We start from the raw sequence: 13,857 nt of genomic DNA, 5'->3' as shown, positions 1-13,857 counted from the left end.
GCGGGCCACCTTCAGTCGCCGGCGCAATCAAGCATGAGGCCGTACCTGGCTGCGCAGCGCCACCTCCTTCACGGACGGCATTGCACACAACAGGCTTCGACGATTCGATCTCCATCTAAGGACCGCGCAACGATGCTTCAGGTCATCTTGCAGCCTCGCGCGGGATCGTCGACATCGGCCTGGGCGATCGAGATCATCTCGTTACGCCCGTTGCGGACCTCGCGCAGATAGATGTTCTGGATCGGGTTATGCGCCTTGTTGAAGGACAGCGGCCCGCGCGGGCTGTCGATCTTCGCAGCTCCCATTGCCGCGATCATCTTGTCGCGCGCATTGAAGTCGCCGCCCACGGCGGTCAATCCGATATCCAACAGCGCCGCGCCATCGTAGCCCTGTACGGCGTAGATATCGCCGTCCTTGCCTGTCTTGACCTTAAAGGCTTTGAGGAAGGCGAGATTGGCGGGATTATCGAGATTGTCCGCGTAATGCAGCGTCGTCCTGATGCCCTTGGCGGCTTCGCCTTGCGCTTCGATGGTGCCGTCGGTGAGAAAGCCTGCGCCATAAAGCGGGATGGTCTTGTTCAGGCCGGCCGCCGCATAGTCCTTGACGAATTTCACCGCGCCACCGCCTGCAAAGAAGCTGAACACGGCATCGGGCTTCAACTGCGCTATCTGCGTGATCAGTGCCTGAAATTCCACCTCCGGAAATGGCACCGTCAGGTCAGCTACGATCTTGCCGCCGTTCTTGGTGAAGTTTTCAGCGAAGGCGCCGATCATCTCCGCACCGGCGGTATAACGCCATGTGATCGTGACCACGTTCTTGATACCGGCATCGGCCATCACCTTGCCCATCGGGTAGGTGCTCTGCCAGTTCGAGAACGACGTACGGAAGATGTTCGGCGCGCAGGCCGGACCAGTCGCATCATTGGCGCCAGCATTCGGAATGATCAGAAGTGTCTTGGTGTCGCGCGCGACCTTGACCATCGCCATGGCCACGCCGGAATGAACGGTGCCGACAACGACGTCAGCCTTCTCGCGGCCGACCAGCCGGTTCATGTTGTCGGTGGCTGATTCCGGCTTCGATTCATCGTCCACCTGCACGAACGCAATGTCGCGCCCACCGAGCTTGCCGCCCTTCTGTTCGACATAAAGGCGGAAGCCGTCATCGATGAATTGGCCGAGCTTCGCATAGGTCCCGGTGTAGGGAAGCATCATCCCCACCTTCAATGGCGCGTTCTGCGCGATGGCCGGGCTATGAAGCGGCGACGTCGCAATGAATGTTGCTGCACCGGCGGTCCCGGACAGCATCGCGCGCCGCGTCAACGGACGCAGAAACCCCTTGGTGGTCATCGGCTCGTCTCCCCTCGGAATAATTGATGACCGGTTGATCCGGCCTACCAATGCAGATTGACGCCAGGTGGGAGCATTGCCCTCCACCCGCGCTCGCGTCTCTGCAGCATAATGCACGAAATTGGAAAAGATCAAGAATTATAATTCATAGTCAGCGGCAGTGGGTAGCCACGCTCATTCAAATCAATCGCTGTTCACCATCATGGCGGCTGCTGGCGTTGCCGGCGCATAGTTGCGCAGGGCAGCAAGAATGGAGCGGGCGCCGCGCCGCGCACCTTCGGTCTGTACCCAGACCAGCGACAGGATAAGTTCAAGCCCGGGATCAACCGGCAGCGCCACGAGGCGTGCATCGAACGAGACGAGTGCGCTTTCGGGGAGTACTGACACGAAGCCGAAATCCAGCATCAGGTTGGCAATGATCGGGATCGAGTCGATTTCCGTGATTGTCAGCGCATCGATCTCTGCCTGAGGCAGCAATTGCGCCAGCAGTTTGTGCGCGGCTTGGCCGAGCCCGGTGCGTCGGCTGGGTAGCGCTAGCGGCTGTTGCCGAAGCACCTGCATGACATCGGGCTGGTCACCCAGCACCTCGCGCGCGCCAACGACCACAAGTTTCGATCGCACCAGCGCGCGGGACGAGACATCGGCCGGGATCGTGTCGCTGTCGATCAACGCGACGTCGCACCGTTTGTCTTTCAGGCCGGTCAGCAGATCCTCGGCCGTACCATTGGTGACAAACAGCGGCTGCGTCGGCCGATCCCGCTGCCAAGCGGCGACGAGAAAGGCCAGCAGCCGCGCGACATTGCTTTCATGGCCGAGCGGCATCACCGCCCCGAGCCTGATGGTGGCATTGGTCGAACGAAAACGCTCACGCGCACGCCGTGACAGTCGCTGCATGGTTTTTTCAAGTTCAGCCAACGACGTGACCAGCAACTGGCATGCCGGCGTCGGCGTGACACCGATACGGGAGCGATGAAACAACACGCTGCCGAGCTCATCTTCAACGCGTGCAATCTGTCGCGCGAGTTGCGGCTGACCGAGACGGATGATGCGTGCGGCACGACGAACGCTGCCGGTTTCCGCAACCAATGCGACACGCTGCAAGGCCGTGAGACTGACATCACACTCGGCGCAGAAAGCCCGTGCTGCATCGCCTGCCCTATCGGGCGCGATCATCCCCATCGCGATATCCGCTGCGGCTTCAATCTCGTCCAGCATTCGCCGTGCCTCAAGCGTGAGAAAGCTCGCGGCACCTACGCGATTCAACAACGGCGCTGCGATGGAGCGCTCGAACCGTTTCACCGCTGCCGAGAGCGTACTGGGTGCGCGTCCAAGTTGGCGCGCGGCTTCGCGCACATTGCCGCAACGAAGCACCACGGCTGTCATCACCAAGGTCGCAATGTCCATTCCATTGTCATCCGGGTCTGTAGTCGATTTTTCCGCGCTGCAGCGAGAGCGTATAGGATGTCCATCAAATGGGATATCCCCCCGATGCGCAATTGCGTTAGCCTTCATGACAAGGACCGCGGAGCCAGCTGCCGGCTTGGCCTGGCCGCACCAATGGAGGTGTTCGATGAAAGCAATGATCCTTGCCGCCGGGCTTCTGGCTTTGGCCAGTCCCGCACTCGCTCAGGCTCAGGAACCGCTGAAGTCCGCGATCGACTCGACCTTCGCGCCGCATGCCATGCCCAAACTGTCAGGCGGGCTTGAAGGCTTCAATATCGACGTCGTTGATGAAATGTCGAAGCGCATCAAACGCCCGATCACGGTGGAAGGCGCGCAATTCGCCGGTCTCATTCCGGCACTTCAGGCCGGCACCTACGACTTCCTCGCTGCTGTGGTCACCGTCACGCCCGAGCGCGCGCAGCAGTTACTGTTCATGGAAGGCTTCGTCGACGCCGACTATCGTTTCATGACGCTGGCTTCGGCACCTCCCATCACCAAGCTCGAAGATCTCTCCGGCAAGACCATCGCCGTGCAGAAAGGCGCGATCTACGAGAAATGGGTCAACGACAACGCCGCCAAATATGGCTGGAAGTCGGAATCCTTCGCCACCAGCACCGACGCGGCGCAAGCCGTGCTCGCCGGCCGTGCCGACGCCAACATCTCGGCCGCCACCGTCGTTGCCTGGATCGTGAAGAACAATCCGCGGCTGAAGAATGCCTTTCTCTACAAGACGGGCCTCGTCTGGAGCATGCCGCTGCGCAACGGCAATACCGAATTGCGCAACAAGCTCGAAGACGCACTGGTCTGCATGAAGCAGGACGGCACGCTGAAGAAGCTTTACGTGAAGTGGTTCGGTGTCGAGCCCGAGGCCGGATCGGCGACCACTACCATCTATCCCGGCTATGGCGCACCAGGCGTTGCCGGCTATGACGCGACCGAGCAGAAGCCGACCTGTTCATGAGTTCGGCAGCAGCAGCGCCCGTGCCCCGCTATTTGCTCGAAGCACGCGGCGTCCGGAAGAGCTTCGGCACCACCGAAGTCCTGAAGGGCGTCGATCTTCTGGTCGAGCCAGGCAAGCTGGTCTTTCTGATCGGCCCATCCGGCTCGGGCAAGAGCACCTTGCTGCGCTGCTGCAATCGTCTGGAGGAGCCGGATGGTGGCTCCATCATCATGGACAATGTCGACCTCCTGTCGCCGCGCACCGATATCAATGCCGCACGGCGACAGATCGGAATGGTGTTCCAGAGCTTCAACCTCTATCCGCACCTCACTGTACAGAAGAACATCACGCTGGCCCTGCGCAAGGTCGCCGGCATGAGCACAGCCGACGCCAATGCCCGTGCCGCGGAGATGCTGGCGCTGGTGGGCCTGCCCGACAAGGCAGCGTCCTATCCTGCACAACTCTCCGGCGGCCAGCAGCAACGCATCGGCATTGCACGTTCGCTCGCGCTCAATCCCAAGATCATCCTGATGGACGAGCCGACTTCGGCGCTGGATCCGGAACTGGTCGGCAGCGTGCTCGCCGTCGTCAAGGATCTGCGTGCCCGCGGCATCACCATGGTGATCGCCAGCCACGAGATGAATTTCGCCCGCGAGGCCGCCGACAAGGTGGTGTTCCTCGATGGCGGTCTCGTCATCGAGCAAGGCAGTGCCGAAGACGTTTTCCTCCGGCCGCAGGAAGATCGCACCAAACGTTTCCTCGCGCAGATCAGGCACTAGGTCATGACCGCCGCCGACGCGATGAGCAACTGGGACCGCTTCGTCTTCACCTTCTTCAATGCGGATATCGCGATGAAGTACGGCTGGGAGATTTTGCAGGGCGCCGGCGTTACCATTCTCGCCGGCCTCGCAGTGGTCATCACCGGTATCGGTGCCGGCTTTGGCCTCGCGGCGCTCCGGGCGATCGGCTGGAAGCCGGTCAATTTCCTCATCATCGTGTTCGTCGACATTTTCCGCTCCCTGCCGCCGCTCGCAATCATCCTGGTATTATTCTTCGGCTTCCCAAATATCGGCATCGTCCTGCCCAGCCTCATCGTGCTGTGGATGTCCCTCGGCGCGGTGCTTGCGGCCTTTGCCGAAGAGATCTTCTGGGCCGGCATTACCTCAGTGCCGAAGGGCCAGTGGCTGGCCGCGCGCTCAACAGGGCTCACCTTCGCTCAGACGCTGCGCTATGTGATCCTGCCGCAGGCGGTCCGCCTCGGCATTCCGCCGCTCACAAACCGCGCGATCTCCATCACCAAGAACCTCGCGCTTGGCAGCGCCATCGGTGTCAACGAGATTCTTGGCCGCGCCAATTCCGCGCTGTCGATGTCCGCCAATGCGACGCCGCTGACGATGGGCGCGCTACTTTACGTGCTGGTCTTCATTCCACTGGTTATCGCCTCCCGTACGCTCGAACGCAACTATCGGTGGGGTGAGCACTGATGGAGCAGTTCACCCAGGAATTCTTCAATCTCGACGTCATGGCGAAGGTCGCACCGTTCCTGCTGCAGGGCTTGCTGCAGACGCTTCTGCTATGCTCGTTCCTGATCCCGATCGGCCTCGTCAGCGGTATCCTCGTGATGTTGCTGACCACCAGCTCCTATCGCCTGCTGCGCTGGCCGGCGATCGCCGCCGTCGATTTCTTTCGCGCCTTTCCGCCGCTCGTGCTGCTGGTCTTCGTCTATGCGGGCCTGCCCTTTATCGGGCTGCGCGTGCCCGCGCTGGTGGCTGTGGCCGTCGCCTTCCTGATCAATTCGGCAAGTTACTACGGCGAGATCTATCGCGCCGGCATGGTTAGCGTGCCGAAGGGCCAGCGCGAGGCCGCACGATCCACCGGACTCTCCGCCACACAGACATTGCTTTACGTGACGCTGCCGCAGGCGATCCGCAACGTGCTGCCCGATCTGCTCTCGAACACGGTCGAGCTGGTGAAGCTCACGACGCTGGCCAGCGTCATCTCGGTGCCGGAGCTGCTGCATTCCGCCAATCTGGCGCGCTCGCTCACCTACAACTCATCGCCGCTGATCCTCGCGGCCATCATCTATCTGCTCTTGCTGTTACCAGTCGTGCGGCTGATCGCGCGGCTGGAGCACAGGCTCTAGGACACACGGTCCCGCGGGACCATCACGACAAGCCGGCTCGCCGGCGGCGAATGTGGAGTTGCACATGGATTTCGATCTGGTTCTCACCGGCAAGGTGATCGGTCACGACAGCATCATCGAGAACGGCTGGGTCGCGGTCCGTGACGGGCGCGTGGGTGCCGTCGGGGAAGGCACGCCGCCTGCCGCGCGCGAGCGGCAGGATTTCAAGTCCGGCATGATCCTGCCGGGCGCCATCGACGCGCAGGTGCACTCGCTGTCGCAGCGCAATCAGGAAGATTTCATCTGGTCGACGCGCTCCGCCGCAGCCGGCGGTGTGACCACCATCGTCGACATGCCCTATGATGAAGGCGATCTGGTCTGCTCGGCTGCTGCGGTCGAGCGCAAGATTGCCCATGCGAGCAAACAGGCGCGCGTGGATTTCGCGCTCTATGGCACCATCGACCCCGAAGAAGGTCCGGCACGCATCGCCGAACAGGCCAAGGCCGGTGTCGCTGCCTTCAAGTTCTCCACCTTCGGCACTGACCCGAAGCGCTTTCCGCGCATCCCCGCGCCGCTGCTCGCCGATTGTTTCGCCGCCATTGCGCCGACCGGCCTAGCCGCCGGCGTCCACAACGAGGACGACGAATTCATCCGCGATGCCGTCGCCAAGGTGAAGGCAAAAGGCATTACCGACTGGCGCGCGCATGCCATGTCGCGCCCGCCGCTCGCCGAAATCCTCGCGATGCTGCAGATCTATGAGACCGGCGCCGAGACCGGTTGTCCCGCTCATGTGGTGCATTGTTCTGTCGCACGCGGTTATGACATTGCGGCGTGGTATCGCTCCGAGGGTCATCACGCCACGGTGGAATGCTGCATCCACTATCTCGTGCTCGACGAGGAGAATGACGTCTCCCGCCTCGGCGGCAAGGCCAAGATCAATCCGCCGGTGCGTCCGCGTGCCGATGTCGAGGCGCTCTGGGCAGAGCTTGCAGCCGGACGCGTCTCGCTGGTCTCGACCGATCACGTCAGCTGGTCGGAAGATCGCAAGATCAATCCGGACATGCTCGCCAACGCGTCTGGCGTCCCCGGCCTCGAAGCCATGGTGCCGCTGCTGGTAAAGGGCCTCGTCGAACGCAAGCTGCCGCTGACCCATGCCGCGAAGCTGATGTCGTTCAATCCGGCGCGGCACTTCCGCATCGACGATCGCAAGGGCGCGCTGGCGCCCGGCCTCGACGCCGACATCACCGTGCTGGTGGATAAGCCCATCGTCTATGACGGCGCGGCAAGCGGCAACAACGTGGTCGGCTGGTCGCCCTATAACGGCATCACGCTGCCATGGACCGTGGCTGCGACCTACGTGCGCGGCCAGCTTGCTTTCGATGGCAGCAAGGTTCTCGCCGAACCCGGCAGCGGACAATTCGTGCGGCCACCGCTGCTTCTCTCGGAACGACTGCCGGTGGCGTGACGCCCGCCGTTCCGATCACCGACCACGTATCGAACACAAGAACATCTGCCGAGGAGACATTCCGATGGGACGTATTCTGACCGAACGCGATATTGAAGCCGCCGTGCGCGGCGGCGGTATCTATGCTGCCGGTGGCGGCGGCTGGGCGGATCACGGGCGCATGCTCGGCCGCGCCGCGATTCTCGTCGGCAAGCCTGAGCTCGTGTCGATCGACGAACTCGACGATGACGACTGGGTCGCCACAGCCGCTGCGATCGGCGCGCCGGCGTCGACCACCGCCTGGGAGATGCAGGGCAAGGATTACGTCCGCGCCGTGCAACTGCTGCAGGACGCGCTGGGTGAACCGCTGAAAGGCCTCATCATCGGCCAGAATGGCAAGTCGTCCACCATGAATGCGTGGCTACCATCGGCCCTGCTCGGCACCAAGGTGGTCGATGCCGTCGGCGACATGCGCGCACATCCGACCGGCGACATGGGATCGATCGGTCTCGCCGGCTCGCCCGAGCCGATGATCCAGACCGCCGCCGGCGGCAACCGCGCCGAGAACCGCTACATCGAACTCACCGTACGCGGCGCCACCGCCAAGGTATCGCCGATCCTGCGTACCGCAGGCGATATGTCCGGCGGCTTCATTGCCTCCTGCCGCAATCCGGTGCGCGCGTCCTATGTGCGCGACAACGCCGCTTTGGGCGGCATCTCGCTCGCGCTGCGCCTCGGTGAAGCCATCCTCGCCGCCGAGCCGAAAGGAGCGACTGCCGTGATCGACGCGATCTGCAAGGACACCGGTGGCTCCATCCTCGGCAGCGGCAAGATCACCGCAAAAAATGTGGTCTACACACCGGAAGCCTTCGACATCGGCACCCTAACCATCGGCGAAGGCGACCGCGCCATCACGCTGCATGTGATGAACGAATACATGGCCATCGTCGATGCAAATGGTAAGCGTCTCGCGACCTTCCCGGACATCATCGCCACACTGTCCGACGAGGCCGAGCCGATGAGCGTCGGCCATCTCGAAGTCGGCATGAACGTGCATCTGTTCCATGTGCCGAAGACGATCATTCCGCTTGCCTCCAGCGTCAAGGATCCGGCGGTCTATCCCTCCGTCGAACGCGCCATGGGCATCGAGATCGCGCGCTACGCACTGGCCTGAGACATCGCAGGAGTCCGTCATGACATCAGCGAATCCACGGCACCCCGATTTTCCGATTCCTGGCGGCCCAAAGCTGCGCGCCAAGGGCTGGCGGCAGGAAGGTCTGTTGCGCCTTCTGGAAAACGTGCTCGCGGTCGGTGAGGATCCGTCGAACCTGGTTGTCTATGCCGCACTGGGGCGCGCGGCCCGTAACTGGCCAGCACACAAGGCGATTGTGCAGGCTCTGACGACCATGGAGGAAGACCAGACGCTCGTCATCCAGTCCGGCAAGCCGGTCGGCCTGCTGCGCACGCACGCCAAGGCGCCGCTGGTGATCATGGCGAATTGCAACATCGTGGGCCAATGGGCGAAGGCTGAGATCTTCTACGAGCTCGAGCGCAAAGGCCTGATCTGCTGGGGCGGACTCACGGCCGGCGCCTGGCAGTATATCGGCTCGCAGGGCGTCATTCAGGGCACCTACGAGATCTTCATGCGTATCGCCGAACGTCGCTTCGGCGGCACCCTCGCTGGGCGCTTCGTGCTGACAGCCGGGCTCGGTGGCATGGGCGGTTCGCAGCCGCTCGCAGGCCGCATGGCCGGTGCGGCGATCCTCACCGTTGACATCGATCCGGAGCGCGCGCGCAAGCGCAAGGAGATCGGTTATCTCGAAGTGATCGCCCCCGATCTTGATTCTGCGCTGGAGATGATCGCCGCCGCGAAGGCGGAGCGCCGCGCGTTGTCGGTCGGCCTTGTCGGCAATGCCGCCGATATCTATCCGGAAATCGCCCGGCGCGGCATCATCCCCGATGTGGTGACCGACCAGACCGCAGCGCACGATCTAGTGTTCGGCTATGTACCCCGGACCCGATCGCTCGAGGAAGCGCGCGTCATGCGCAAGTCAGCGCCGGAACAGTTGATGGCGGAGAGCCGTGCGTCGATTGTCGACCATGTGCGCGCCATGCTGACCTTTCAGGCGCGCGGCGCGGAAGTGTTCGACAACGGCAACCTCATTCGGACCCACGCCAAGGAAGGCGGCGTCGCGAATGCCTTCGACATCCCCATTTTCACGGAAGCCTATCTGCGCCCGCTATTTGCGCGCGCCATCGGTCCGTTCCGCTGGATGGCGCTTTCGGGCGACCCCAAGGATATCGCTGCCATCGACGATCTCGTGCTGCGCCTGTTCGGCAACAATCAGATCGTCTCGAACTGGATCAAGCTCGCTCGCCAGTATGTGCCTTTCGAAGGCCTGCCGGCACGCATCGCCTGGCTCGGTCATGGCGAGCGCAGTGAACTGGCGCTGGGCGTGAATGAACTCGTTGCCAATGGCACGCTCAAGGGACCGGTCGCCTTCTCGCGCGATCATCTCGACGCCGCCGGCATGGCGCATCCGAACATCATGACCGAGAACATGCGCGACGGCTCGGATGCCATCGCTGACTGGCCGCTGCTCGACGCGATGGCGCTGTGTTCATCCCAGGCCGATCTCGTCGCCGTTCATTCCGGCGGCGGCGGCTATGCCGGCTACATGACCAGCGCCGGCGTCACCCTGATCGCCGACGGCACGGCCGCCGCGGCAGAACGACTCGCCATGAGCCTCGACAACGACACGGGCCTCGGCGTCATCCGCTACGCGGATGCGGGGTATGGCGAGGCCGTCGACGAGGTCTCGCTCAAGCACATCCCGCATATACAACTCTAGAACGGTCGTTCCGAACACATTCTATAGCGTGTTGGGCGAGAGCCCGCCCGCGGACAAGCTTTGGGAACTTCGCTTCGCGCCAGCTCACAGGCCCTATCGCCCAATATGCGACCGCGAAAATCGGAAAATTCAGTGCGTCAGGGGCTCACGCGCGCCGGCAGACGCCGACACCCCAATTGCACAAAAGTCAGTCGCTTCCAGAAGCGGGGAACACCGCTGTCAGGTGGTTGAAATTGCGGAGCTCTCTCTATAGACCGGCGGAGCCAAAGCGATCCGCGGGCCCAGCCCGCCCTTTACCGCCTTGGCCTTTGGGGCGTCGCCAAGTGGTAAGGCAGGGGATTTTGATTCCCCCATGCGGAGGTTCGAATCCTCCCGCCCCAGCCATTTTTAACAAGCGATTTCAATAACTTATCGACTTGACGCCATTTTCGTTCTGAACAGCTTTCCTGCTTCGCCAGCTTGTGCGCGTGCCGCTTGCGGGTCGCCGACAAGGTCAGACCTGAAGCCTCCGAAGAGATGCTGACGGTGCGGATAGAGCTGTGCCATCGGCCATGGGGCCCTCCAGTAAAAAGGCCCCGCTACTGCAGGGCCTCACATTTTCTCGTTGGTATTGTTTAAGCCCGACAAGTCGCCGTTCCAGCGGACGAGGAAAGATCTTGAATGTCAGCCTTTGCCTGCCCAGGCCGGGCGCTCGCCTAGCCATGGCGGCAGCGCCTCCCACTCGGTAGATCTCATCCGGCGCTCCTCGCCGCCAACATTGATGAAAACAAACGGTGCATCTTCCTGCCCTGTCTTGGAGCCGGCGAACATCGCAGGCGTGCCGTATGCATCTCGAATGGTCGACTTGATCGACATGTCTTTCCTCGATCTGTGAACATTTCGATGACGTAACGTTGGCGCATCGTCGCCGCGTGAGCGAGCCCTCTGTTCAACGCCGGACGGGAAGCGTGCAGTGCTACCGCGCGAGGAGTGGTACTATTTCTTTCTGACCGCCGCCAGTGCCGGCATGATCTTGGGACCGCCACCCTTGAGGCTCTCTGCAGCAGCGATCGTCTTGACCGGCACCTTCTTCGGTTTCTTGGTTTCGCGATTTCCCTTGGCCATATCGTACTCCCGCTATGTGAGCCCGAGCGTTACCACGGCTGGCACTGAAAGACCGATTTATTATCACCGCTCTCTCGCTAACCTCCCACCGACTTGTTCCAACTCCCAGCCCTCGAAGATACTGATGGCTATTCGCGAAGAAAGAGCGCACCCTGCGCTCGCGCGCATTGATGACCCTGATGGTCCCTGCCGAGCGCGCGCTGCTTTTGTCACGAAATTGTCCGATATGCCGCGGCTGGCGCAGCATTGCCAATTTTGAGCGATTGCCCTTTCAACATTGAAATCGCGAGGCAGCAGATTGACGGTGTTCAGCCGCATTGCATTCATTGGCAATTCACTTCCACGCCGATGTGGGATCGCCACGTTCACTACCGATCTGCAAAGCGCAGTAGCGGCCGCCCGCGCAGACTCCAAAACCATCATCGTGGCGATGACCGATCATGGTCATTTCTACGACTATCCAGCCACCGTTGGCATTCAGATCAATGACGAGCTGATCAACGACTACATACGTGCAGCGGAATTCCTGAACAACGGTCATTTCGACGTGGTGTCGCTTCAACATGAATTCGGTATCTTCGGCGGCGAAGCCGGGAGCGATATCATCCAGCTTCTCTCGCTGCTCAAGATGCCGATCGTGACGACACTCCATACGGTTCTTGCAGAGCCCACCGTCGCACAAAAGGATGTCTTCACACGCGTTGTCGAGATGTCGTCGAAAGTGGTGGTGATGGCGGAGAAAGGTCGGGAACTGCTTCGAACCATCTATCAGGTCGCCGAAGAGAAGATCGAGATCATTCCACATGGAATTCCGGAATTCGCTTTTGTGGAGCCCGACGATGCAAAAACGAGGCTCGGCTTTGCCGGCAGGTCTGTCATTCTGACTTTCGGCCTGCTTTCGCCCAATAAGGGCATCGAATTCATGATCGATGCGATGCCGTCCATCCTGAGCACCTGTCCGGGTGCGGTCTATGTCGTATTGGGCGCAACTCATCCAAATCTGGTACATGACGAAGGTGAGGCCTATCGCGAATCCCTCATTGCAAGGGCCCGCGAAGCTGGCGTCGCGGATCACGTGGTCTTCCTTGATCGTTTCGTTGACCAAGAGACCCTGCTCGATTTCATCTCGATGTGCGATGTCTATGTCACGCCTTATCTAAACGAATCTCAGATGACGTCAGGCACCCTGGCCTATAGTTTTGGCTTGGGAAAGGCTGTGGTATCGACTCCCTATTGGCATGCCCGCGAACTGCTTGCCGATGGCCGCGGCATTATCGTCCCGTTCGCGGATGCGAATGCGATCGGCGTCGAGATCGAAAAGCTCCTGATCAATGCGCCACTGCGCCAAGCGATGCGCAAGCGCGCCTATGCCAGCAGCCGCTCCATGACGTGGGAACGGACGGCCGAGCGATACATGTCCGTTTTCGAGAACGCGGGTCGCCGCCACCGGCTCAAGACCATTGCAAAGTCGGATACGAGTACGCTCCTGCGAGATAGTCGCGCGCCTCCCGAGATGCAGATTGGTCACTTCCTGTCGATGTGCGACGACACCGGGTTGCTCCAGCATGCGGTTCACAGTGTTCCGGATCGCTTGCATGGCTATTGCATCGACGACAATGCCCGCGCGCTGCTGCTGGCATGCGCGTTGAACACTCCAGGAGAACTGCGTCTGTCGGAGGTCCTGACCTCCCGCTTTGCAGCTTTCGTCCAGCATGCGTGGAATCCTGAGACGCACCGGTTTCGAAATTTCATGGCTTTCGATCGCAGCTGGCTGGAAGAAAGCGGATCGGAAGATAGTCATGGGCGCACGCTCTGGGCGCTGGGCGTTTGCGCTCTTTCGGATGCGAACCCCTCTCGGCGGACCTGGGCCGCAGCCCTCTTTGCCGAGGCCTTGCCAAAGGTCGGCGATTTCCTCTCGCCCCGTGCCTGGGCGTTCGTATTGCTGGGACTCGATGCGTATTGCACGATCGTCACCGACAATAGCCGTGCCAATGCAATCCGGACGGCTCTGGCCAACAGGCTCGTCTCGCTTCTTGAGAAAGTCGAGACGAGCGATTGGGTGTGGTTCGAAGACGGACTTTCCTATGACAACGCTAGACTCTGCCAAGCCTTGATTCTCACCGGCACTGCGATGAAACGGCCGGACTATCTCAATGCCGGGCTGAGAAGCCTACGCTGGCTGCTGACACAGCAAACCTCGGCCAGCGGTCAGTTCAGGCCGGTGGGCACGGAGGGATTTCACGACGTCCGGCGCCAGCCACGCAGCTTCGACCAACAGCCTGTCGAGGCTGCCGCCACCATCGCGGCCAGCCTTGCGGCATGGCGCGCCGACCAAAACATTGAATGGAAGAGCGAAGCCGCCCGGGTCTTCGCATGGTTCCTCGGCAGCAATGACCTTTCTATCCCGCTCGTCGATCTTGAGACAGGAAGCTGTCGTGACGGACTCCATCCGGACCGTGCGAATGAGAACCGCGGTGGCGAGTCAGTCGTATCCTACCTGCTCGGACTATCCGAAATTCGGCACATGGCACGTATCGCCGAGGATCAATCCAAGTCCGCGACCCGCGTGGCCTGATTACGTTGCACTCCCTCTCTCAGCAGATAAT

The 13,857-nt window shown here is 61.5% G+C and carries 12 protein-coding genes and 1 tRNA gene; 9 read left to right on the top strand and 4 right to left on the bottom strand.

The annotated features are described in order from the left end of the window. Positions 1 to 137: 137 nt before the first annotated feature. Positions 138 to 1,346: an ABC transporter substrate-binding protein gene (locus AB8A23_RS10640; RefSeq protein ID WP_120286989.1), complete on the bottom strand. Its 1,209-nt coding sequence runs from the start codon at positions 1,344 to 1,346 to the stop codon at positions 138 to 140. A 183-nt stretch (positions 1,347 to 1,529) separates the two neighbouring features. Then, positions 1,530 to 2,750: a LysR family transcriptional regulator gene (locus AB8A23_RS10635; RefSeq protein WP_158596713.1), complete on the bottom strand. Its 1,221-nt coding sequence runs from the start codon at positions 2,748 to 2,750 to the stop codon at positions 1,530 to 1,532. Between the two features lie 166 nt (positions 2,751 to 2,916). On the opposite strand from AB8A23_RS10635, the gene AB8A23_RS10630 reads away from it, so the two are divergent. The 8 genes from AB8A23_RS10630 (at position 2,917) to AB8A23_RS10595 (ending at position 10,531) form a co-directional block, all read left to right on the top strand. Next, positions 2,917 to 3,750 carry a transporter substrate-binding domain-containing protein gene (locus tag AB8A23_RS10630; RefSeq protein WP_120286991.1) on the top strand — a complete coding sequence of 278 codons (834 nt, stop codon included), beginning with the start codon at positions 2,917 to 2,919 and terminating at the stop codon, positions 3,748 to 3,750. Continuing rightward, complete coding sequence (locus tag AB8A23_RS10625; protein ID WP_120286992.1) at positions 3,747 to 4,508, top strand: amino acid ABC transporter ATP-binding protein; 762 nt, start codon at positions 3,747 to 3,749, stop codon at positions 4,506 to 4,508. Before AB8A23_RS10630 ends, AB8A23_RS10625 begins: the two co-directional genes overlap by 4 nt. A 3-nt stretch (positions 4,509 to 4,511) precedes the next feature. Then, on the top strand, positions 4,512 to 5,213 hold the full coding sequence (locus AB8A23_RS10620; RefSeq protein ID WP_199711958.1) for an amino acid ABC transporter permease: 702 nt from the start codon (positions 4,512 to 4,514) through the stop codon (positions 5,211 to 5,213). After that, a complete protein-coding gene (locus AB8A23_RS10615) occupies positions 5,213 to 5,872 on the top strand; it encodes an amino acid ABC transporter permease (protein WP_120286993.1) in 660 nt (219 codons plus the stop codon). The genes AB8A23_RS10620 and AB8A23_RS10615 overlap by 1 nt, the downstream gene beginning before the upstream one ends. A 64-nt stretch (positions 5,873 to 5,936) precedes the next feature. Continuing rightward, the gene (locus AB8A23_RS10610; protein ID WP_120286994.1) at positions 5,937 to 7,316 is read left to right on the top strand and encodes a dihydroorotase; all 1,380 of its coding nucleotides are present in this window, start codon (positions 5,937 to 5,939) and stop codon (positions 7,314 to 7,316) included. A 64-nt stretch (positions 7,317 to 7,380) separates the two neighbouring features. Continuing rightward, the gene (locus AB8A23_RS10605) at positions 7,381 to 8,469 is read left to right on the top strand and encodes an S-methyl thiohydantoin desulfurase domain-containing protein (protein ID WP_120286995.1); all 1,089 of its coding nucleotides are present in this window, start codon (positions 7,381 to 7,383) and stop codon (positions 8,467 to 8,469) included. Between the two features lie 19 nt (positions 8,470 to 8,488). Next, positions 8,489 to 10,147, top strand: a complete 1,659-nt coding sequence (locus AB8A23_RS10600) for a urocanate hydratase (protein WP_120286996.1) — start codon at positions 8,489 to 8,491, stop codon at positions 10,145 to 10,147. Positions 10,148 to 10,456: 309 nt separating this feature from the next. Further along, positions 10,457 to 10,531 (top strand) — tRNA-Gln (locus tag AB8A23_RS10595). A gap of 279 nt (positions 10,532 to 10,810) precedes the next feature. Here the strand turns inward: AB8A23_RS10595 and AB8A23_RS10590 are convergent. After that, positions 10,811 to 11,002, bottom strand: coding sequence for a hypothetical protein (locus AB8A23_RS10590; protein WP_120286997.1), 192 nt, complete (start codon positions 11,000 to 11,002; stop codon positions 10,811 to 10,813). A gap of 120 nt (positions 11,003 to 11,122) precedes the next feature. Beyond that, on the bottom strand, positions 11,123 to 11,251 hold the full coding sequence (locus tag AB8A23_RS10585) for a hypothetical protein (RefSeq protein ID WP_439059814.1): 129 nt from the start codon (positions 11,249 to 11,251) through the stop codon (positions 11,123 to 11,125). Between the two features lie 298 nt (positions 11,252 to 11,549). On the opposite strand from AB8A23_RS10585, the gene AB8A23_RS10580 reads away from it, so the two are divergent. Then, positions 11,550 to 13,826, top strand: coding sequence for a glycosyltransferase family 4 protein (locus AB8A23_RS10580; protein WP_120286998.1), 2,277 nt, complete (start codon positions 11,550 to 11,552; stop codon positions 13,824 to 13,826). Positions 13,827 to 13,857: the final 31 nt, after the last annotated feature.

It is taken from the genome of Tardiphaga sp. 619_E2_N8_4 (assembly GCF_051810905.1).
Classification (GTDB): Bacteria; Pseudomonadota; Alphaproteobacteria; order Rhizobiales; family Xanthobacteraceae; genus Tardiphaga; species Tardiphaga robiniae.
Note: the sequence above shows the minus strand (reverse complement) of the source record. Positions and strands in the feature narration are given on the sequence as shown.

What these genes read in the sequence shown, in the direction of transcription:
- AB8A23_RS10640 (WP_120286989.1), bottom strand. Translation starts at nt 1,346, where the DNA reads ATGACCACCAAGGGGTTTCTGCGTCCGTTGACGCGGCGCGCGATGCTG.
- AB8A23_RS10635 (WP_158596713.1), bottom strand. Translation starts at nt 2,750, where the DNA reads ATGGACATTGCGACCTTGGTGATGACAGCCGTGGTGCTTCGTTGCGGC.
- AB8A23_RS10630 (WP_120286991.1), top strand. Translation starts at nt 2,917, where the DNA reads ATGAAAGCAATGATCCTTGCCGCCGGGCTTCTGGCTTTGGCCAGTCCC.
- AB8A23_RS10625 (WP_120286992.1), top strand. Translation starts at nt 3,747, where the DNA reads ATGAGTTCGGCAGCAGCAGCGCCCGTGCCCCGCTATTTGCTCGAAGCA.
- AB8A23_RS10620 (WP_199711958.1), top strand. Translation starts at nt 4,512, where the DNA reads ATGACCGCCGCCGACGCGATGAGCAACTGGGACCGCTTCGTCTTCACC.
- AB8A23_RS10615 (WP_120286993.1), top strand. Translation starts at nt 5,213, where the DNA reads ATGGAGCAGTTCACCCAGGAATTCTTCAATCTCGACGTCATGGCGAAG.
- AB8A23_RS10610 (WP_120286994.1), top strand. Translation starts at nt 5,937, where the DNA reads ATGGATTTCGATCTGGTTCTCACCGGCAAGGTGATCGGTCACGACAGC.
- AB8A23_RS10605 (WP_120286995.1), top strand. Translation starts at nt 7,381, where the DNA reads ATGGGACGTATTCTGACCGAACGCGATATTGAAGCCGCCGTGCGCGGC.
- AB8A23_RS10600 (WP_120286996.1), top strand. Translation starts at nt 8,489, where the DNA reads ATGACATCAGCGAATCCACGGCACCCCGATTTTCCGATTCCTGGCGGC.
- AB8A23_RS10590 (WP_120286997.1), bottom strand. Translation starts at nt 11,002, where the DNA reads ATGTCGATCAAGTCGACCATTCGAGATGCATACGGCACGCCTGCGATG.
- AB8A23_RS10585 (WP_439059814.1), bottom strand. Translation starts at nt 11,251, where the DNA reads ATGGCCAAGGGAAATCGCGAAACCAAGAAACCGAAGAAGGTGCCGGTC.